Here is a 16,157-nt window from a genome sequence, read left to right on the forward strand (position 1 = left end):
CCACCCTCGGAACGAAGGAATCCCCATGTCCGTCCGCATCGGTGCCGTCCCGGCGCCTCTCCCGGCCGACCTGCTCGAGAAGCTGGGACGCGTGTCGTTCCCGACGCTCGGCCACTACCTCGAGGAAGGGTTCGCCGATCCGGGCATCGTCCGCCTGGCCGGCGCCGGACGCGTCGTCGGCAGGGCGATCACCGTGCGCACCACCGCGACCGACTCGACGATGCTCCACCACGCGGCCGGACTCGTCGAGTCGGGCGACGTGATCGTCGTCGACACCGGCGGGGATGTGCGGCACGCGCCCCTCGGTCAGGTCGTCGCCACGGCCCTCGCGCTCCGGGGAGCCGCCGGCGCCATCGTCGACGGCGCGGCGACCGACATCGAGGAGATCGCTCCGCTCGGCCTGCCCGTCCACGGCCGGGGGCTCAGCATGCTGACCACGAAGCTCCACGACATCGACGCCGGCGCCCTCAACGTCCCGATCGTCTGCGGCGGCGTGGTCGTCACGCCCGGCGACGTCGTCCTCGCCGACGCGAACGGGGTGCTCTTCGCGTCCATGGACGTGCTCGAGGCCGTGATCGACATCGCCCTCGCCGACGACGCCGAGGAGCCCGACCTCATCCAGGACCTCCGCGACGGCGGCCGGCTCGGCGACCTCACCGGCGCCACGGCGACCGTCGAAGGCTTCCTGGTCTGAGACCCTGCACCCTCCCACCGCACGAAAGGCCTCCATGCTCCTCAAAGCCGCCATCAACGGCGGGCGCACGCCCGACGAGTTCCCCGGCGTCCCCCTGACCGCCGCCGACATCGCCCAGCAGGCCGCGGAGGCGCTCGCCGCCGGTGCGACCGTCGTGCACGCCCACGCACGCGCCGCCGACGGTGCCCAGACCATCGCACCCGAGCATGTCGGGGCCATGGTGCGGGCGTTCCGGGCGGCGGCTCCGGGCGCGGAGATCGGGACGACGACGGGTCTGTGGACGTGTTCCGGACACGATGAGCGCATGCGTCTCGTCGCCGCGTGGCCCGCCGACGCGCTCCCGGACTTCGCGTCCGTGGCGTTCAGTGAGGACGGCGCTGCGGAGGCGGCGCAGCTGGTGCTCGAGCGCGGCATGGTGCTCGAGAGCGCGGTGTGGTCGATGGACGACGTTCCGGCCCTCCTGGCCTCGCCGACCCTGCACCGCAACGTGCGCATCCTGATCGAGCCCGACGTCGAGTCCGCCTCCGAGGCCGTCGACCTGTGCCGTCGCATCGCGGCTGTGCTTCGCGACGCAGGAGTGACAGCGCCCCTCCTGTACCACGGCTATGACGGCTCGGTCTGGCCGGTCGTCCGAGCCGCCATCGAGGACGGCTGCGAGACCCGCATCGGGCTCGAGGACGGTCTCACCCGGGAGGACGGATCCCTCGCCGAGGGGAACGCCGAGCTGGTCCGGCTGGTCCGTGTGCTGGAGGCCGTCCCGGCGCGGTGACGGACGACGGCTCCCAGGTGCACGGGTTACAGTGCTGCGGATGATCGACGACACCGATCGCTCGCTGATCGAGCTCCTCATGCGCGACGGCCGGCGGCCCTACACCGAGATCGCCGCCGAGCTCGAGGTGAGCGAGGCGACGGTCCGTGGCCGTGTGACGCGCCTGCAGGAGTCGGGCATCCTGCGGATCGTCGCGCTCTGCAACCCGCTCACCCTGGGGCACCAGTCGGTGCGGCTCATGATCGGCGTCCGTGACCACTCGCCGCGCGCGGTGGCGAAGACGCTCGGCGAGATGGCGATGGTCAACCATGTCGCGCTCGGCACCGGCGCTCGCGACATCTACGTGGAGGCGACCTGCCGGGACCTCGGGCAGCTGGTGACACTGCTGGACGACGTCCGCCGGGTGCCCGGCGTCACCGACATCGACGAGTTCGTGCTCCTCGAGCTCTTCAAGGACTACTCGTGGGTGGGCCTGCGGGAGAAGTCCGGTCAGAGCGCCGGTCAGAGCTTCGGGAGCTGACGGGCCGCCGTCCGCCGTTTGATCACCGCGGCGTCGGCCGGGGCCGGATCCTCCCGGAAACCTGCCCAGAGGTAGCTGTCCTTCAGCACCTCCAGCACGGTCAGCGTCTCGAGGTCGTGCACGCCGTTCACCCGCCGGACACGCTCGTTGAGGATGCTGCTGAGGTGCACGACGTCGTCGCAGCGGAGATCGATGATGAGATCGTAGGCGCCCACCGCGCTGGCGATGTACTTGATCTCCGGCACCTGGGCCAGCTGTTTCGCGACGGTCGCGACGGCGACGCCTCGCACCCGGATGGCGACGTGCACCTCGATCTCCCCCAGCTTCGGCGCATCGGCCATGCCCACGACCTGCACGATGCCGGCCTTCGAGAGGCGGCGGTAGCGTGCGCGGACGCTGGGCTCCGAGAGCCCGACGTTGCGGCCGATCACGGCGAACGATCGTCGGCCGTCGATCCTCAGCTGGTCGATGATCTTGCGATCGATCGTGTCGATGTCCATGAGGCGTCCTCGGGTTCGGGGGTCCTCTCAGTGTAGGACTGCCGGCCCGCGCTACGAGTGCGCGCGGACGGTCAGCAGGGTGGTCGTGATGAGGTTGAAGAACACGTGTGTCCAGATGCCCGGGCCCAGTCGGCCCGTGCGCGCGGCGTAGACGCCGTTGACCACGCCGAGGCAGAAGGTGACGACTCCGAGGTTGGTGAGCGTGACCGGGCTGCCGATCCCCTCGTGCAGGTGGAGGGCGGCGAACAGCAGCGCACTGCCGAGCACCGCGACGATCGCGGCGGTGCGGCGGGCGCCGCGGGTCGGTTCCCCGGCCGCGCCGGCCGAGCGTCGCAGGATGCTGTTGCGGATGCCCCGGAGCACGAGGCCGCGCAGCAGCAGCTCCTCGCAGAACGGCGCGACGACGGCGACGGCGACGAACCCGTTGACCACCAGCCAGATCCCGCTGGACGAGGCCGCCTGGTCGTTGGACTGCGCCTTCTGGCCGTAGAGGGCCTCGATGACGGCGCTGATCGGCGCGGTGACGATGAGCAGTCCGACGCCCGTTCCGAGGCCGATGAAGACGTCGTACCAGCGGAACGCGAGGCCGTAGTCGGTCCGCAGCGAGCCCGACCCGCGTGTCTTCGTGACGACGACGGCCGCCACGATGACGGCGGCGTAGGTGACGACCCAGACGATCAGGCCGGCGATGTCCGCGCCGGCCGCCACCGCGTCGACGATCGCGACGAGCGCGATCCAGACGGCCGCGACCGCGACGACAGCCAGCAGCGCTGCCGGGAGCCCCCAGCGGACCCGCGGATCGGGAGCGTACGGAACCCGCCGCGAGGAGGGCGCGGCGACCGGGGTCGCCGGATCGGTCTGCGCGGCGCTCATGCGCGGCGGAAGTGGGCTCGGGCGGCGGGCAGCCACATCAGCACGGCGGCCACCACGACCGCGATGCCGCTGAGCAGACCGATCAGGTCGCCGGTGAGGATGGCCGCCACGAGCGCGACGAGCACGATGGCGCCGATGACCGTGAGCACGATGCGCGCCCAATTGGCGCCGCGCAGCAGGAACAGGCCGAGGAATACCCGCAGCAGAGCACCGATGAGCGCGCCTCCGACGCTCCCGATCACGATGCCGGCGCCGGTCGGGGCACTCAGTGCAGGGCTCGCGAGCAGGGCGGGCAGGCCGACGAAGAACGACAGCAGGCCGAGGGCGGCGCTGGCTATCCAGATCCAGAACGAGGCGACGACGACGCGGGGGACTCCCACGGTGGTGAAGGGATGGGACACGGCGGATCCTTCGGGTAGGGGTGGACGGAGGTGTCCACGTCCATCGTTATCGGCACCTGCGCACGATCCGTCATGACCGACGTAGCAGCCGTACCGATCCTTTGCCGCCGACCGGCGATGCGGTATTAGGCGCGGGCCGCTCGCTCGCTGCGCCACCGCGCGAGGAGGTCCCACGGGTCTCCCGCCGACGCCCGCAGCCCGGCGACATGCCGCAGCAGGCGCAGGTCGGTCTCGAACCATTCGGTGCCCGGGATGCGCAGGTGGGCGAACTCCGTGTGCCGCTGCTGCTCGCGCTTCCGGTCGCCCCGCTCGAAGGCGAGGACCTCGTCGTGCGGGAGCGCCGCGAACCGCTGTGCGGGGTTCGCGGTCGTGCCGATCTTGATGCGGTCGCGGTAACGCAGGTAGTAGACGACATCGACGCGTGAGGCGGCGGCTCCCTCGGGCGGCAGCTCGTTCGCGCGCCACTCGCACACGGCACAGAGCCATCCGGAGGGATAGCGCACGCCCAGCCGGGACCCGCAGAACGCGCACGGTGACGGGAGCAGATCGGTCACGCCGAACTCGCCCTCGGCCCAGTCGTGCGCCTCGAGCAGGTGCGGCAGGCAGAGCCGCACGGGCGCGCCGGGATGCGCTGCGGCGGGGCAGAGGGCGCAGAGAGCGGGAGCCGTCGAGGTCACGCGGGGAGGCTACCCCGGTCCGCCGACACGTCGAGCGCGACGGAGCGGCGCGCGAGAACAGCGCCGGCGACGTCGGACGGATCCCGCCCGCGCACCAGTGCCCCCAGCAACGCAACCCCCTTCCCTCCGACGGGACGATGGGCGATGGTCGTCGCATGAAAGAGATCGCTTACGCAGGCCGGACCGTGTGCACGTCTGACGAGGCGGGAACGCTCGTCGTGCGGATTTCGGCCCTGTTGGCGAAACGGAACGTCGCCGAAGCGATCTCGGTCCCGATCCGGGCCGAGGCCGGTGACGGGGAGACGGTCGCCGAGATGGTCGTCGGACTCGGCAACGACGTCCTCGCGACTCCGTGCGACGGAGACGACGACGTGGCGATCGACGCCAGCCGTCTTCTCGGGGACCTCCGCGAGAGGCTCGCGGAACTCGACGGCTCGAAGCGCGTGGGGCGCACGAGCGGCGGCTCCTATTTCGACGACCTCGATCTGCTGTGAGGTGACGCGGTGTCGTCGACTCGTGATCTCGCCGCGCGCCTGTTCGCCGAGGCGGAGGCCGCCGGGCAGGCGGCGCACCGCGTCCAGCCCGGCGACGAGGTCGGCGAGGTGCGGGCCCTCGTCCGTCGATCGGCCAGGCGCCGCGGTGTGCGGATCCGGACCGGGCTCATCGAGGACACGCTCGTCGTGGTGCGGGCGGACGCGGCGCTCTGGGACGAGAGCAGCCGGACGATGAGGGAGAAGCTCACCCCGCACGACTGATGGGCGCCGGGCCTCCGCTACATGCTGTTTCGGGAATACGACGATCCCGACGGGGTTCGTCCGACGAGGGCGGCATCGACGAGGCGGCGTCGCAGGCCCGCCGTGTCGTCGCTGAAGCGGAGGAGGCGGACGCTGAACTCCGCTTCGTCCACCGTCTCGTCGGGCGCGAGCACCGTCTCGGCCACATGCTCCAGCAACGCCTGGCGGTCCGCCGCGCCTGAGGGGTAGCGATCGATCCGTCCCTGAGCGTCGAGGAAGCGGTCGACGCCGGTGCGCACCGGTCGGGCCGGCGCGTCACGCAGTATGTCCGCGAACCGCTCTGCGGCGACACCCGCCGACGAGCCGTCGATCGCGATCATCCCGGCGCGCGCCAGCCCGTCGAGGGCGCGGCGGCGACGAGACGGGGAGAGGCCGCTGCCGACCTCGTCGAGGGTACGGCCCACCTCGATCTCGGCGAACAGTCGACGAGCGTCCGCGTTGGCGAGGGCGGCGACGATCGGGCGCCAGTCGGATCGCTCTACGGACGTCATCCGACCACACTAGTCGTCGGAGGCGGTGTCGGGATCCGGTCTCCCCGCGCGACGAGCTCGGCGTGATTAGCATCACGGAGGTCACCGATCAACCCCTGGGCGGAAAGTTGCCTCGGCACCCGTCTGTCCCGATGATCGAGAGAAGTGAACGAACGACGTTCAGACGAGCACGAGGGGGTTCCGATGACCGACATCATCGAGCAGGACGACACGGATTCTGCGGACGCCCTGCGCGAGGCGGAGCGCGTCACCTGGCGCAGCCCTGTCGACGGGTTGTGGGTCGCCGAGACCCCGAGCGACTACCTGGGCATGGTCGACCGCAACCATGATGGCTTCGTCGCCACCGGCGCGACCGGCCTGGATCTCGGCGTCTTCCCCACGCGCGAGGCGGCGCAGCTCGCCGTCTACACGCGCTGGTTCGCGGCGGACGAGCCGGCCGGACTCTCCCGCCGCATGCTGCCGATCGCCTCGGCGACCGCCGTGGCCGTCGCCCTCCCCGCGCTCGTGATCGGTGTGGCCGCCGCCGCGTCGATGATCTGACCCCCGTAGAAAGAAGGAAGAGCCATGCTCGCACTCATCATCGTCCTGCTCGTCATCTGGGCTGTGCTCGCCATCCTCGGCTTCGCCGTGAAGGGGCTGCTCTGGCTCGCCATCCTGGGCCTGGTGTTCTTCGTGATCACCGCGATCGTCGGCTTCCTGCGACGCAACACCAAGGCCTGACGCGCCTCACGGGCTGTCCCAGAACCGCGCGTAGAGATCCCGGGACGGCGCCAGCACGAGGCGGTTCCGCGCCGCCGGATCGAGGGCGTAGAGCGTCCCCGCGCGGGGATGGTCTCCCACGGCCGACACCCCGATGCCTGCGCGGCCCTCGGGTACCTCGAAGCCCAGCAGCTCGAGCATCGACGGGAGCATGGCGTACTGGTCCGTGGACGGCTCATGGACGGTCGCGCCCTCGGGCGACCAGAATCGGTTGAAGACCGTCCGCGTGACGCCGGCGGCGGACTTGCCGTCGAACAGCTGGTCGTCGGGCATCATGTACTTGTGATCGCCCATGAGGACGACGACCGTGTCGTTCAGGGCGCCGATTTTCTCCAGGTGACGGACGAACCCGGAGACGTACGTCATCGAGCAGGAGATGGCCCGCTCGAGATCGCTGCCTGCATCGGTGCAGGTGCTTCCGGGGAGGCCCGGCCTGTGGGAGTCGACGCTCAGCATCGTGAGGTTGAAGGGGACGCCCGTCGCGCGGAGCTCGTCCACCTTGTCCGCTGCGTGGGCGAACAGCCGCTCGTCCTCGAGGCCCCAGGTGTTCATCCTGGTCTCGCCCGCGGCTTTCCACGTGCTCTTGTCCATGAAGTCCGTGTACCCGTGGTCCATCATGAACAGTTTCTTGTTCGCGAAGGTGCCGTCGGCGCCTCCCATGAAATGGTTCGTGTATCCCGCGTCCGCGAGCACATCTCCGAGGCAGGTGATTCCGGGGATGTAGTGCTCGGCGTTGGCGCCGATCTCGTTGAAGACCTCCTCGCCGTTCGCTCCGGTGCCTCCTTCGTCCGCCGCCTCCGCGGAGGCGCCGCCGGACGCACTCTTGATCGGGATGCCGCACTGTGTCGCGACGATCCCGGCCATCGTCCAGCCGAGTCCGTCCCCTTGGGCGAGGGAGTCGATCTGCGTCCACCCGTCGCCGGTGACGGAGTCGAGGGGAGCGAGGAGGTTGCGGCCGAACAGCGTCGCGTCGGCGAACGTGGGTTCCATCGACTCGAGGTAGATCGTGACGAGGTTCCGCTTCGTCTCCGGCGCCGTGACATCCGCCGGGTCGCGGTACACGTCGCTGAGCGAGTCCGTCGACGCCTGGGCGGCGATCGTCTGCGTCAAGGACACCTGGTTCGCCAGAGCAGGCGCGGTGCCGACGACGAGGAAGATCGAGAGGGAGAGTGCGAGCGCACGCCAGCCCGTGGCGGACTTCGTCGTCGAGGGCGTGGAGGATCGCTTCGGCTGCCGCTTCGCGGCGCGGCGTGTGAGCGCGATGAGTCCCGCGTAGACACCGGCGGACGCCGCGACCACCAGCACGGGCGTCAGGAGTCCGTCGACGATGAAGCTGTCCACCAGGGAGGTGTCCCCGGTGGTGACTCCATCGGCCCCTCCGGCGAGGTTGAGGACCATCTGATCCACCGTGATCACCCCCAATTCCACTACGGAGGAGGGGCGCCTCAGTGGTGGGCGCCCCTCCTCCGTAGTCCGGGTCCGGGATTCAGGAGAGGCGCACGGGTGCTTCCACGATCCGCACGCTCGCCGATGTCGACGCCCTCCTCGAGCTGGAACGCCTTACCCCCGGCACCGTCTCCGTGGTGAACCGGACGCATGCGCCCGCGCTCCGCCGCAGCTAGCGATAATCAGGACAACTCCTTACTCCGGACCGTGAGGTAAATTGATATGTTAGAAACGGTGAGAACTGTTGTAAGAGACACCTTGAGGACGTTTGGAATATCTAACTCCTGGACTCCACGCGCTGATCTAGACCCTTCAGAGCTCATCGTTCTTTTGGACGACGAGGACTTCAAGCGATGCGACGTTGCCGCCGTTACGCGTGCCCTTATGTCTCGGGTGCAGCACACCAAAGTCTGGGTCGTAGCGCGAACACCTGAATGGGATGTCGAACGTGTGTAGCAAGAATCGAGTCCCGCGACCGGGAATTGGATCCTGTACTGGACCAGCTAGTGGTGGGCTCTTCATCAGTTGACGGACTGTCCAAAGTCCTCACTGACCGGATCTCCGTCGCGACGGGCTGGGGAAAGCGGCGAGTGGGGTTACTAACTACCGATCCTTCGGATTCGATCATCGGGTGGTTGGGCCCGAACGTGGTGCGGGTTCGTGGTCACGACACGCTGGAATTGAATCCCGTGGTTAGGCTTCGAGACGGTCGCATCGAAACGATCGTCTCGACGCTGCAGGGCACACCGAAGCACGCCTACATTCCGCTGGCGGGACAAATCGGTTGCGATGTCTGCCGGCGCAGTTGGAGGAAAGCAGTGGGTGAAGGGTTCCGGTACTCGGGCCCACGCACCATTGAATCTCACGCGGGAGAGTCCGTGGAGATACTCGGCAGGGCCGGGCTGCGCGTACGCATCGACGGCCAGGAGATACCCGTGAGCTCGGAGATGCTCGCGGGCCCGGGCCTCCGTATCCACATCTATTCGTCGTCGATCCCGGCGACGGGACCGATCAGCAGATCACGTGTTCTCGAGGTGCTGACGGCCGCGTTTGCGTGGGCTGGGTACGACATCGAGATCATCGATCCGAGCCAGAAAGTGGACGCGCCGTCGGGGATGAACTGAGGCCCGGACGCAGCATGGCTGTGCTTCTCACAACCTTCGGCGGCGGCTGGCGCGTTCGCCAGCGCGGTCGATCGTCGCCGGCGCTGTCGGGCTGGATTCCACCCGATATCCCTCTGGCATCCGGTGTCGCGTGCCGGTGCCCGTCTTCACGCCTGTGCCACTAGCATGCGGAGGCATGGGCGGTCATATCCGCTCTCACGAAAGGTTCTGCGATGAGATCCGACGCCACGCTCAGGATCGTCTGGTTGAGCGCTGCAGAAGGGGGCCGCGCGGTTGGTCATCCGCCAGACGGTACCTACGCTCCGACCTGCGTTTTCGTTGGCGACGTGGAGCACCACAGTGTCCGGCTGGAGTTGCGGGAGGATGCGTCTGAAGCCGCCGCCTTCTTCCTCTCCCGGGCTCTGGTCCACGAGAAGCTCCGATTGGGGTCGCGACTATTGATCATGGAAGGCCCCCGTGTCGTCGCATCTGCCGAGGTGACGGACCTCGACCGGCCGGGCCCATCGGAGGCCTGACGTCGACGGTCCCCTCCGCGAACCCGAGCGATAGCGAGCATCGATGAACACACACCCACTGCCGGCCGTGGCGGGCATAGCGTGTCCCGTGGCCGGTGCGATCCTCATCATCGTCTCCCGCAGGTCGATCGGATCGTGGCTCCAGGCGTTCGTTCCGCAGAAGAGCGTGACGAAGATCCACGCAGCGGTGCATGTCGCAGCGTTCGCGGTCGCCGCGTTCGTCGCCGGATGGATTCTCGCGGTCCTCGTCCCGGACTCTCCGCCGCCAGTGTGGCTCTCGATGGTCGGTGTTGCGCTGCTGGGGTGGATCGTCGCGTGGGCTCTCCTCGCCAACGAGAACTGACCGGAGAGCGGCGCGGCGATTGTACTCGCGAGCGAGTGATGCGCACTCCGTGGCTGATGGCGCGGATAGCGTCAAGGCGGGCGGCTCCCTCATCCCAGCTGCCGACCGGGGCCGGCCGGACAAGTACCGGGGGAATGCACTCATCCGGCCGAGGCGCGGGATCCCGATCCCGCACGGCCCCTGCGGCACCTGACGCCGCACTCCGGTGAACTCCGGAGGCTCCCAGCCTCGATGAGCATTCCGTGCGGACCCGTGGAGGCGGCCGTGCATTGGGCGTCATCCGGTGGGGGACTGCGGCGGGGGCCGCCGGGTGTAGGGGTGGCACCTAGTGTCAGCGGCTCGCGACTGTTTGAGCGATTATGTACATTCCGCCGTATCATGTTCACATGACCCAGATCGCGATCACGGACGCCCGCGGCCGCCTGGCCTCGATCATCGACGAGGCGCGAGACGAGCCGGTCTACCTGACGCGCCGCCATCGACGGGTCGCGGCCGTCGTCGACGCCGATCAGCTCGCCCGGTTGCTGGAGGATGCGGAGGAGCTCGCCGACATTCGCGCGGTCGACGCCGCCTGGGAGGAGACCCGCGAACTCGGCGAGACGCCGATCCCGTGGGAGGCGGTGAAGCGCGACCTCGGCCTGCCGCTGTGACCTACGCGATCGAGATCCTTCCCGCGGCCGGACGTGCCATCCGCAAGCTCCCTCCCGAGGGCAGAGTCCGCGTCGGCGCGGTGATCGAACTCCTCGCAGACGAGCCCCGGCCGCCGGCGGCCAAAAAACTCACCGGTCGACCGGAGTGGCGCGTCCGCACGGGCGACTACCGCGTGCTGTATCGGATCGAGGACGGACGTCTGACGGTCGTCGTCGTCCATGCCGGGCACCGTCGCGAGGTGTACGACCGGTAGGCGCCCCTACTCCTCCCGAACACCTCCCGTGCCATCGCCATCGCCGACATCGCTTTCGGCCAGCCGGCGTAGAAGGCGAGGTGGAAGCGGAGCTGCTCGATGCTGCCGGCGGTCAGGAGAGCGGCGACGAGCGCCTCGGCCGCGCCTTCTCCTCGCCCCTGATCGGCGATGGAGGGCGCACGCCCGACCTGGCCCGGTTCCAGTTCCTGGACCCGGCCTCCCGCGAGTTCTCACCGGACTGGGGCCTGTTCGCCAAGAGGTGCGTCGCCATCATGCGCGCGGAGGCGGGCCGCGACGCCCACGACCGCGGCCTGCAGGCGCTGGTCGGTGAGCTGTCGACCCGCAGTGCGACGTTCCTGAGGCTGTGGGCAGCCCACGACGTGCGGAGGCACGGGGCGGGCACCAAACGGTTCCACCATCCCGTCGCGGGGGAGGTCGTCCTCGCCGACGAGGAGCTCTCGGTCACCGCCGAGCCGGCCTGGTGCTCATGGTCTACACGGCCGAGCCAGGGTCCCCGTCCGCCGAGCGGCTTCGGCTGCTGGCCTCCTGGGCGGCCGACGCCGCGGCGGTGCCGGTCGAGGATCCCGCGGCGAACTGGCCGACGAAGCGCAGGATGCGCTCGGCAGCCTCGCGCGGGTCGCGGATCATTGTCTCGTGCCGGTGTCCCGGGACCTCGGAGTACTGGGCGCCCGGGATGCTGGCCACCACGGACCGGCACCACTCGGGCGGGCACACCTGATCGTCGGCTCCGCGCAGGACGAGCGTCGGTGCAGCGATCCGCGGGTAGGCGAGCTCGGGGCGGTGGCTCAGCATCGCGCGCAGCTTGCCGCGCAGGTTCGGCCCGGCGCGCAGGTACTCGCGCGCGCCCTTGTACAGCACAATCGGGTTCTCGACCGCCAGGTCGCGCGCCATCCGGACCAGCTGCGGGGCGAGCCGCCTGGCCCGCCGGTCCACGGTGGGCGCGACGAGCACCAGCTGCTCGACCAGCGTGGGATGACGCACCGCGACCTCGGTGGCGACCTGCGTCCCCATCGAATGCCCGATGAGCACGACGGGGCCAAGCCCGGAGGCACGGACGAACGCGGCGACGAGGTCGGCCGTGCGCTCCATCGTGAGAGTCCGCGCGGGTTCGGGCGCGGACCCGTACCCGGGCTGGTCGATCGCGACGACGCGGCCGTGCCGGGCGAGGAGCTCCACGAGACCGTCGAAGACCTTGCGGCCCATCCCGATGCCGTGGACGAGCAGGAACACCGGCCGGCCCGCTCCCGCCTCTTCGGCGACGAGGGTGGCGCCCCCGTGGGAGAAGGTGACGACGCGTGGGTCGTCGGCGAGGGGCTCGGGGCCGGAGTCGGGCGGGAGGTCGGGCACGGGACGACGATACCGCGAGCCGCCCGCTGTGTTCAGCTCTCCGGCCGCTCCGCCGACAGATGGTCGAGCAGGGCGTCCAGGCTGCTGAAGGTCAGCGTCTCGGTGCCGTCGTCGTCGCGCTCGTCGACCTCGACGTCCTCGACCGCGAGGTCGGGGTCGAGCTGCGCGCGGATGACGCTGTCGGGGAACTGGCGGGGCGGGTCGAACGACAGCAGCGTCGCGTCCGCGAAGACGACGATCGAGGTGAGGGCGAGGTCGTCGCGCAGGTCGGTCTGCTCCTCGACCGGCTCGGACCCGACCGCCGCTTCGAGCTCGCCGGCTATCGCATCGACGATCCCGCCCCAGTCGGCGACGGTGAGGTTCAGAAGGCGCCGGACGGCGTCCGCGAAGGCATCGACCTCGAACGGGCCGCGCTCCTCGACCTCCGGGTCGACGTTGACCATCACGTCCGCGCCGGTGGCGGAGAACCGTCCCGGCCCGTACACGAAGGTGTCCTCGATCTGCGGTGCGGTCAGGAGCCCGCGACCGGCGAGCTCATTCTTCAGATCGTCGAGGGATGCGGTGCTCATGGCCGCCACGATACCGGGCGCCGGGGTGCGGGACCGTGCCCGTAGTGCGGCTGGGACGTCCCCGGCCTCGCATCTGAAGGCCCGGCGCTACCCAAACACCGCTCGTCCTCTACGGGGATCTCGGCACGTGCTGCGCGGAGGCGATCGGAACCTCTCTAGCATCGCGGAATCGTCGCGCATGCGCGCGATGCCTGACACATCGAAGGAGTCGCCCGCCATGCATGCCGAGGTGTTCGTCAGTCAGGTCTCCGGCGCGCCGATCCGGGTGGCCTGCCGGTGCGGCCGGCGGAAGGATCATCCTCCCCTGACGGCGCTCCTGCGTCGGAACGAGGACCGTCTCGCCGACACCATGCACGGTCGCGCCCACCGCGCGGGCGCCCCGGCGAGCGGCTCGCCGTGAGTCGCGTGCAGCGCAGCTCCGTCGCCGCTCTGGGCGTCGCGCTGATCGGTGTCGGTGTCTGGTGCGCCGCCGTCCTGCTCGACACCCTCCTCCACGATACGGTCACGGTCGGTGCCGCGGGTGCGGCCAGGGCGGCTGTGTCCGGCCTCGGGTCGCTGGCGGCGCTCGCCGCCGGGGGATCGTGCGCGGTCGCCCTGACCCGGCGCGGCGGCGACGAAGCACCACGCCGCGCGACATTCATCGACCTCGGGGGTGACGACGACCGCGCGGACGGCTGAGGGCCGGCCAGGACGCTCCGCCTCAGGCCGCGCGTGCCTCCACGAGGCGACGGATCTCGCCCGCGATCCGCACGGACGCGGTCCCGTCCCCGTACGGGCTGGGGAGCGCAGCCAAGGCCCTGTGACGCTCGTCGCGTTCGGCGATCCAGCGATCGACGATGGTGGAGATCTCGGTGCCGGGCAGCACCCGCTCGGCGAAGGAGCCCATCACCTCGGGCCGCTCCGTGGAGGCGCGGACGACGAGCAGCGGGCGCTTGATCACGCCACAGGTAGGCGAACGAGATGCAGATGACGACGGAGGCGGCGACGGCGAGGACGGGTACCATGGTCAACCCCTAACGGGTGGTGTCGGCGGTGCTGTGGTGCTCCGGCGGGTGGTCCGGAGAGGGCGGCTCCTTGCGAGCGTTCGGTGGGGGCGGAGGCGGTGGTGGCCGCGCGGGGCGCGGCCACCGGGCTGGTCGAGCGGGCTGGTCGAGCGGGCTCGTCGACCGGGCTAGTCGTCCGAGGCGCGGGGAGCGGTCGCGGCGCGCCGGCCACGCGGGGTGGGGCGGGTGCTACCGGGAGGCCGCTTGAAGGCGACGACGGCCATGAGGACCAGCGCACCGGCCATCCCGACGAGCATCAAGATGGTCCCGACCGGTCCGTGGACCCAGCGGAACGCTTCGATACCCCAGGTGCCCCAGGCATACATGAGCAGTCCGAGGCGGACGAGGCTGAGCAGCATCATGCCGACCACGCCGGCCGCCGCTGCGAGGATCACACGGTGGATCCGGACTCCGCGCCGCAGAGCGAGCATCCCCGCCAAGATCGCGATCGGTCCGAGGTAGAGCGCGATCGCGCACTGGACGGTGATGACCGCGAGCACCCAGCCGTCGCCGGCGGGGAACGCGATCGCGGGATTTCCCCCGCGGAACGCGAGGACGGCCTCGGAGCCGAGCAGGTCGTGGGCGATCCAGACCATCGCGTGCGCCTCGAACTCGCGGACGACCCGCTCGTTCAACATGACGAGCACGCCGACGGCCACGAGGGCGAGGGCGGTCAGCCACGCGGCGATGCGCCCGAGCGGGAACCCGCGGCGCCCACGGTCGGCACGGCGGCGGGGAAGCGCGACGGTCTCAGCGAGCTCAGCCGACATGACGGCCCCCCATCGCATGACGTGCGCCGATTTCGTGAGCGGCCTTGTCCTGGCGGCGATGACCCGCTGCACGCAGCAGGAGGAGACCGCCGAGGAGGAGGAAGAGGCAGACGATGGTGACGCCGACGACGGTCATGATGGAGCCGCCGCCGGTCGCGGCGAGGACGCCGCCGACGGTGAGACCGCCGCCGATGGGTGCGGACTGATACATGGGAACCTCGTTTCGGGGAGCCGACGTGTGGAGATCCCTCCAGACGCCGACTCGACATCCCTCTGCGCGAGGCACGCATCGGCCGGCGCTAGGACGCACGGCACGGAAGCGACGGATGTTGGTTCGGGTGGGAGATCCTGATCGGGTTGGGATCGGATTCCAGTGTGAACGACCATCGCGCGACATTCGGTAGAGCGTGGCCACGCTCAGTAACCCGCCTCCGGAGGTTCCGTAGAGGCCCGCACTGCATTGGGGAATGTGGGTGCCAGGGCGCCCGTAGCGCGTATCGGACGCCCTGGCGGGGTCGGGCAGCCCCCTGGCGCCTGTCCCCTCCTGGCGCCGTCGTCATTGCCCCTGCATGCGACGCCGAATGCACCCTAACCGGCCGCGCCCTCCGCCCAGCGGCGTCCAGCCCGACAACCCGTGCGGCACAGCCGGCGCTGGGTGGCGCACGGCGGTCCCCTCCGTACGCGCTACCAGGCCAGCCCCACCGGATGCCGGCTGTCGCCGAACGGAGCGCCGAGCGGAACCTCGAGGCTCGGCGGCTCGGCCGGGCCGCCGGCGCGCTCCGCCACCGCGACGGCGTCGTCCTGCGGGAAGTAGCCGATCGCCTCTCCCTCTTCGAGGGGGAACCAGCCTGGCCGGTTGGCGGACACGCCCCAGACGATGTGGTGGCCGGGCTCGCGGATCGCCGCCGCCGCCTCGATCAGCCGCGTCGCGTCCCCCGGCGAGAGCCACGTGGCGAGCGACCGCGAGTCCTCGGGCCGCTCGGCGAACGTGCAGATGCGCGCCGACACCACGGCCATCCCGAACTGATCGGCGTAGAGGCTGCCGAGCGCCTCCATCGCCGCCTTGCTCACGCCGTAGTAGGTGTCCGGTCGGGGCGGCAGCACCAGTGCACTGCGCGCCGTCGAGGCCGGCGCGCAACCGAGCGCGTGGATGGAACTCGCCAGGAGCACCCGCGGCACCCCCGCCGAGTACGCAGCCTGGAGCACGTTGCGGGTGCCGTCGATGTTCGTCGAGAGGATCTCGTCCCACGGGCGCTCGGACGCGGCTCCGGCGAGGTGGACGACCGTGCCAGCGCCCCGGAACGCCGCGGCCAGCGCATCCCGATCGCCGATGGACGCACGTACCTCCTCGCCCGGCGCGCCGTCCCGGCCGTCGACGATGTCGATCGACCGCACGCGGTGACCGTGGCCGATCAGGCGCGGGATCACCGAACTCCCGATGCGGCCCCGCCCGCCCGTGATCGCGAACACCGCCATGACCGCCTCCCTCATCGCGCCCGGCGGCGCGTCGCCCCCATCAGTACACCGCGCGGACGCCACGCCGAAGGGGGACGGAGCGACACGCCGACACGCCGACGCGGACACGGCCCGCGGGGTC

General features: G+C 70.3%; 25 protein-coding genes and 1 pseudogene. 14 read left to right on the forward strand and 12 right to left on the reverse strand.

Annotation, left to right across the window (positions count from 1 at the left end; genetic code table 11):
* Positions 1-25: 25 nt before the first annotated feature.
* Genes IT072_RS04280 through IT072_RS04290 form a run of 3 tightly spaced genes read left to right on the forward strand, consistent with a single transcriptional unit; the run spans position 26 to position 1,983 of the window.
* Positions 26-694 (forward strand): RraA family protein, encoded by a 669-nt coding sequence (locus IT072_RS04280; RefSeq protein WP_223359648.1) that lies wholly within the window; start codon positions 26-28, stop codon positions 692-694.
* A gap of 34 nt (positions 695-728) precedes the next feature.
* Positions 729-1,463, forward strand: a complete 735-nt coding sequence (locus IT072_RS04285) for a 3-keto-5-aminohexanoate cleavage protein (protein WP_223359650.1) — start codon at positions 729-731, stop codon at positions 1,461-1,463.
* 40 nt (positions 1,464-1,503) lie between these two features.
* Positions 1,504-1,983 carry an Lrp/AsnC family transcriptional regulator gene (locus IT072_RS04290; RefSeq protein WP_223359652.1) on the forward strand — a complete coding sequence of 160 codons (480 nt, stop codon included), beginning with the start codon at positions 1,504-1,506 and terminating at the stop codon, positions 1,981-1,983.
* Here the strand turns inward: IT072_RS04290 and IT072_RS04295 are convergent.
* From IT072_RS04295 to IT072_RS04310, 4 genes are all read right to left on the reverse strand, one after another.
* The gene (locus tag IT072_RS04295) at positions 1,965-2,483 is read right to left on the reverse strand and encodes an Lrp/AsnC family transcriptional regulator (RefSeq protein WP_223359653.1); all 519 of its coding nucleotides are present in this window, start codon (positions 2,481-2,483) and stop codon (positions 1,965-1,967) included. The two genes, IT072_RS04290 and IT072_RS04295, sit on opposite strands and share 19 nt — an antisense overlap.
* Positions 2,484-2,534: 51 nt before the next feature.
* Positions 2,535-3,356: a CPBP family intramembrane glutamic endopeptidase gene (locus IT072_RS04300; protein ID WP_223359654.1), complete on the reverse strand. Its 822-nt coding sequence runs from the start codon at positions 3,354-3,356 to the stop codon at positions 2,535-2,537.
* Positions 3,353-3,757, reverse strand: a complete 405-nt coding sequence (locus IT072_RS04305) for a hypothetical protein (RefSeq protein WP_223359655.1) — start codon at positions 3,755-3,757, stop codon at positions 3,353-3,355. Before IT072_RS04305 ends, IT072_RS04300 begins: the two co-directional genes overlap by 4 nt.
* 125 nt (positions 3,758-3,882) lie before the next feature.
* Complete coding sequence (locus tag IT072_RS04310) at positions 3,883-4,434, reverse strand: GIY-YIG nuclease family protein (protein ID WP_223359657.1); 552 nt, start codon at positions 4,432-4,434, stop codon at positions 3,883-3,885.
* Between the two features lie 155 nt (positions 4,435-4,589).
* Between IT072_RS04310 and IT072_RS04315 the strand changes: the two genes are divergently transcribed.
* Together IT072_RS04315 and IT072_RS04320 are read left to right on the forward strand one after the other, a co-directional pair.
* Positions 4,590-4,928, forward strand: a complete 339-nt coding sequence (locus IT072_RS04315; protein WP_223359658.1) for a hypothetical protein — start codon at positions 4,590-4,592, stop codon at positions 4,926-4,928.
* 9 nt (positions 4,929-4,937) lie between these two features.
* Positions 4,938-5,189, forward strand: coding sequence for a hypothetical protein (locus IT072_RS04320; protein ID WP_223359660.1), 252 nt, complete (start codon positions 4,938-4,940; stop codon positions 5,187-5,189).
* Between the two features lie 17 nt (positions 5,190-5,206).
* Here IT072_RS04320 and IT072_RS04325 read toward each other — a convergent pair whose 3' ends face one another.
* Entirely contained in the window at positions 5,207-5,719 is a 513-nt protein-coding gene (locus IT072_RS04325) for a DUF2087 domain-containing protein (RefSeq protein WP_223359662.1), read from the reverse strand.
* A 183-nt stretch (positions 5,720-5,902) separates the two neighbouring features.
* Here IT072_RS04325 and IT072_RS04330 point away from each other — a divergent pair, with 183 nt between their 5' ends.
* Complete coding sequence (locus IT072_RS04330) at positions 5,903-6,259, forward strand: hypothetical protein (RefSeq protein ID WP_223359664.1); 357 nt, start codon at positions 5,903-5,905, stop codon at positions 6,257-6,259.
* A gap of 24 nt (positions 6,260-6,283) precedes the next feature.
* The gene (locus tag IT072_RS04335) at positions 6,284-6,439 is read left to right on the forward strand and encodes a hypothetical protein (protein ID WP_223359665.1); all 156 of its coding nucleotides are present in this window, start codon (positions 6,284-6,286) and stop codon (positions 6,437-6,439) included.
* A gap of 6 nt (positions 6,440-6,445) precedes the next feature.
* Here IT072_RS04335 and IT072_RS04340 read toward each other — a convergent pair whose 3' ends face one another.
* Positions 6,446-7,894, reverse strand: coding sequence for an LTA synthase family protein (locus tag IT072_RS04340; RefSeq protein WP_223359667.1), 1,449 nt, complete (start codon positions 7,892-7,894; stop codon positions 6,446-6,448).
* Positions 7,895-8,559: 665 nt separating this feature from the next.
* On the opposite strand from IT072_RS04340, the gene IT072_RS04345 reads away from it, so the two are divergent.
* From IT072_RS04345 to IT072_RS04365, 5 genes and pseudogenes are all read left to right on the forward strand, one after another.
* The gene (locus IT072_RS04345; protein ID WP_223359668.1) at positions 8,560-9,048 is read left to right on the forward strand and encodes a hypothetical protein; all 489 of its coding nucleotides are present in this window, start codon (positions 8,560-8,562) and stop codon (positions 9,046-9,048) included.
* A gap of 558 nt (positions 9,049-9,606) precedes the next feature.
* Positions 9,607-9,906 carry a hypothetical protein gene (locus tag IT072_RS04350; RefSeq protein WP_223359670.1) on the forward strand — a complete coding sequence of 100 codons (300 nt, stop codon included), beginning with the start codon at positions 9,607-9,609 and terminating at the stop codon, positions 9,904-9,906.
* Between the two features lie 386 nt (positions 9,907-10,292).
* Entirely contained in the window at positions 10,293-10,556 is a 264-nt protein-coding gene (locus tag IT072_RS04355) for a type II toxin-antitoxin system Phd/YefM family antitoxin (protein WP_223359672.1), read from the forward strand.
* Positions 10,553-10,810, forward strand: a complete 258-nt coding sequence (locus tag IT072_RS04360) for a type II toxin-antitoxin system RelE family toxin (protein WP_223359673.1) — start codon at positions 10,553-10,555, stop codon at positions 10,808-10,810. The genes IT072_RS04355 and IT072_RS04360 overlap by 4 nt, the downstream gene beginning before the upstream one ends.
* Positions 10,811-10,944: 134 nt before the next feature.
* Positions 10,945-11,369: pseudogene (locus tag IT072_RS04365) on the forward strand (MmyB family transcriptional regulator); the annotation flags it as partial.
* Here IT072_RS04365 and IT072_RS04370 read toward each other — a convergent pair.
* Positions 11,303-12,178, reverse strand: coding sequence for an alpha/beta fold hydrolase (locus tag IT072_RS04370; protein WP_223359674.1), 876 nt, complete (start codon positions 12,176-12,178; stop codon positions 11,303-11,305). The pseudogene IT072_RS04365 and the gene IT072_RS04370 sit on opposite strands and share 67 nt — an antisense overlap.
* Positions 12,179-12,210: 32 nt before the next feature.
* Entirely contained in the window at positions 12,211-12,747 is a 537-nt protein-coding gene (locus IT072_RS04375) for a cytochrome C5 (protein WP_223359675.1), read from the reverse strand.
* A 187-nt stretch (positions 12,748-12,934) separates the two neighbouring features.
* On the opposite strand from IT072_RS04375, the gene IT072_RS04380 reads away from it, so the two are divergent.
* On the forward strand, positions 12,935-13,147 hold the full coding sequence (locus tag IT072_RS04380) for a hypothetical protein (protein ID WP_223359676.1): 213 nt from the start codon (positions 12,935-12,937) through the stop codon (positions 13,145-13,147).
* A complete protein-coding gene (locus IT072_RS04385; RefSeq protein ID WP_223359677.1) occupies positions 13,144-13,425 on the forward strand; it encodes a hypothetical protein in 282 nt (93 codons plus the stop codon). Before IT072_RS04380 ends, IT072_RS04385 begins: the two co-directional genes overlap by 4 nt.
* A 22-nt stretch (positions 13,426-13,447) precedes the next feature.
* Here IT072_RS04385 and IT072_RS04390 read toward each other — a convergent pair whose 3' ends face one another.
* The 4 genes from IT072_RS04390 to IT072_RS04405 form a co-directional block, all read right to left on the reverse strand.
* Positions 13,448-13,687, reverse strand: a complete 240-nt coding sequence (locus IT072_RS04390) for a UDP-N-acetyl glucosamine 2-epimerase (RefSeq protein WP_223359679.1) — start codon at positions 13,685-13,687, stop codon at positions 13,448-13,450.
* A gap of 231 nt (positions 13,688-13,918) precedes the next feature.
* Positions 13,919-14,560, reverse strand: a complete 642-nt coding sequence (gene xrtR, locus IT072_RS04395; RefSeq protein WP_223359680.1) for an exosortase R — start codon at positions 14,558-14,560, stop codon at positions 13,919-13,921.
* The gene (locus IT072_RS04400) at positions 14,550-14,771 is read right to left on the reverse strand and encodes a hypothetical protein (protein WP_223359682.1); all 222 of its coding nucleotides are present in this window, start codon (positions 14,769-14,771) and stop codon (positions 14,550-14,552) included. The genes xrtR and IT072_RS04400 overlap by 11 nt, the downstream gene beginning before the upstream one ends.
* A gap of 473 nt (positions 14,772-15,244) precedes the next feature.
* Positions 15,245-16,036 (reverse strand): NAD-dependent epimerase/dehydratase family protein, encoded by a 792-nt coding sequence (locus IT072_RS04405; RefSeq protein WP_223359684.1) that lies wholly within the window; start codon positions 16,034-16,036, stop codon positions 15,245-15,247.
* Positions 16,037-16,157: the final 121 nt, after the last annotated feature.

Origin of the sequence: Leifsonia sp. ZF2019 (genome assembly GCF_019924635.1) — a bacterium.
Taxonomy (GTDB): Bacteria; Actinomycetota; Actinomycetes; order Actinomycetales; family Microbacteriaceae; genus Leifsonia.

Bases quoted from the DNA above. Each gene is read 5' to 3' on its own strand.
- IT072_RS04280 (WP_223359648.1), top strand. From the start codon at position 26: ATGTCCGTCCGCATCGGTGCCGTCCCGGCGCCTCTCCCGGCCGACCTG.
- IT072_RS04285 (WP_223359650.1), top strand. From the start codon at position 729: ATGCTCCTCAAAGCCGCCATCAACGGCGGGCGCACGCCCGACGAGTTC.
- IT072_RS04290 (WP_223359652.1), top strand. From the start codon at position 1,504: ATGATCGACGACACCGATCGCTCGCTGATCGAGCTCCTCATGCGCGAC.
- IT072_RS04295 (WP_223359653.1), bottom strand. From the start codon at position 2,483: ATGGACATCGACACGATCGATCGCAAGATCATCGACCAGCTGAGGATC.
- IT072_RS04300 (WP_223359654.1), bottom strand. From the start codon at position 3,356: ATGAGCGCCGCGCAGACCGATCCGGCGACCCCGGTCGCCGCGCCCTCC.
- IT072_RS04315 (WP_223359658.1), top strand. From the start codon at position 4,590: ATGAAAGAGATCGCTTACGCAGGCCGGACCGTGTGCACGTCTGACGAG.
- IT072_RS04325 (WP_223359662.1), bottom strand. From the start codon at position 5,719: ATGACGTCCGTAGAGCGATCCGACTGGCGCCCGATCGTCGCCGCCCTC.
- IT072_RS04330 (WP_223359664.1), top strand. From the start codon at position 5,903: ATGACCGACATCATCGAGCAGGACGACACGGATTCTGCGGACGCCCTG.
- IT072_RS04335 (WP_223359665.1), top strand. From the start codon at position 6,284: ATGCTCGCACTCATCATCGTCCTGCTCGTCATCTGGGCTGTGCTCGCC.
- IT072_RS04350 (WP_223359670.1), top strand. From the start codon at position 9,607: ATGAACACACACCCACTGCCGGCCGTGGCGGGCATAGCGTGTCCCGTG.
- IT072_RS04355 (WP_223359672.1), top strand. From the start codon at position 10,293: ATGACCCAGATCGCGATCACGGACGCCCGCGGCCGCCTGGCCTCGATC.
- IT072_RS04375 (WP_223359675.1), bottom strand. From the start codon at position 12,747: ATGAGCACCGCATCCCTCGACGATCTGAAGAATGAGCTCGCCGGTCGC.
- IT072_RS04380 (WP_223359676.1), top strand. From the start codon at position 12,935: ATGCCTGACACATCGAAGGAGTCGCCCGCCATGCATGCCGAGGTGTTC.
- xrtR (WP_223359680.1), bottom strand. From the start codon at position 14,560: ATGTCGGCTGAGCTCGCTGAGACCGTCGCGCTTCCCCGCCGCCGTGCC.
- IT072_RS04400 (WP_223359682.1), bottom strand. From the start codon at position 14,771: ATGTATCAGTCCGCACCCATCGGCGGCGGTCTCACCGTCGGCGGCGTC.
- IT072_RS04405 (WP_223359684.1), bottom strand. From the start codon at position 16,036: ATGGCGGTGTTCGCGATCACGGGCGGGCGGGGCCGCATCGGGAGTTCG.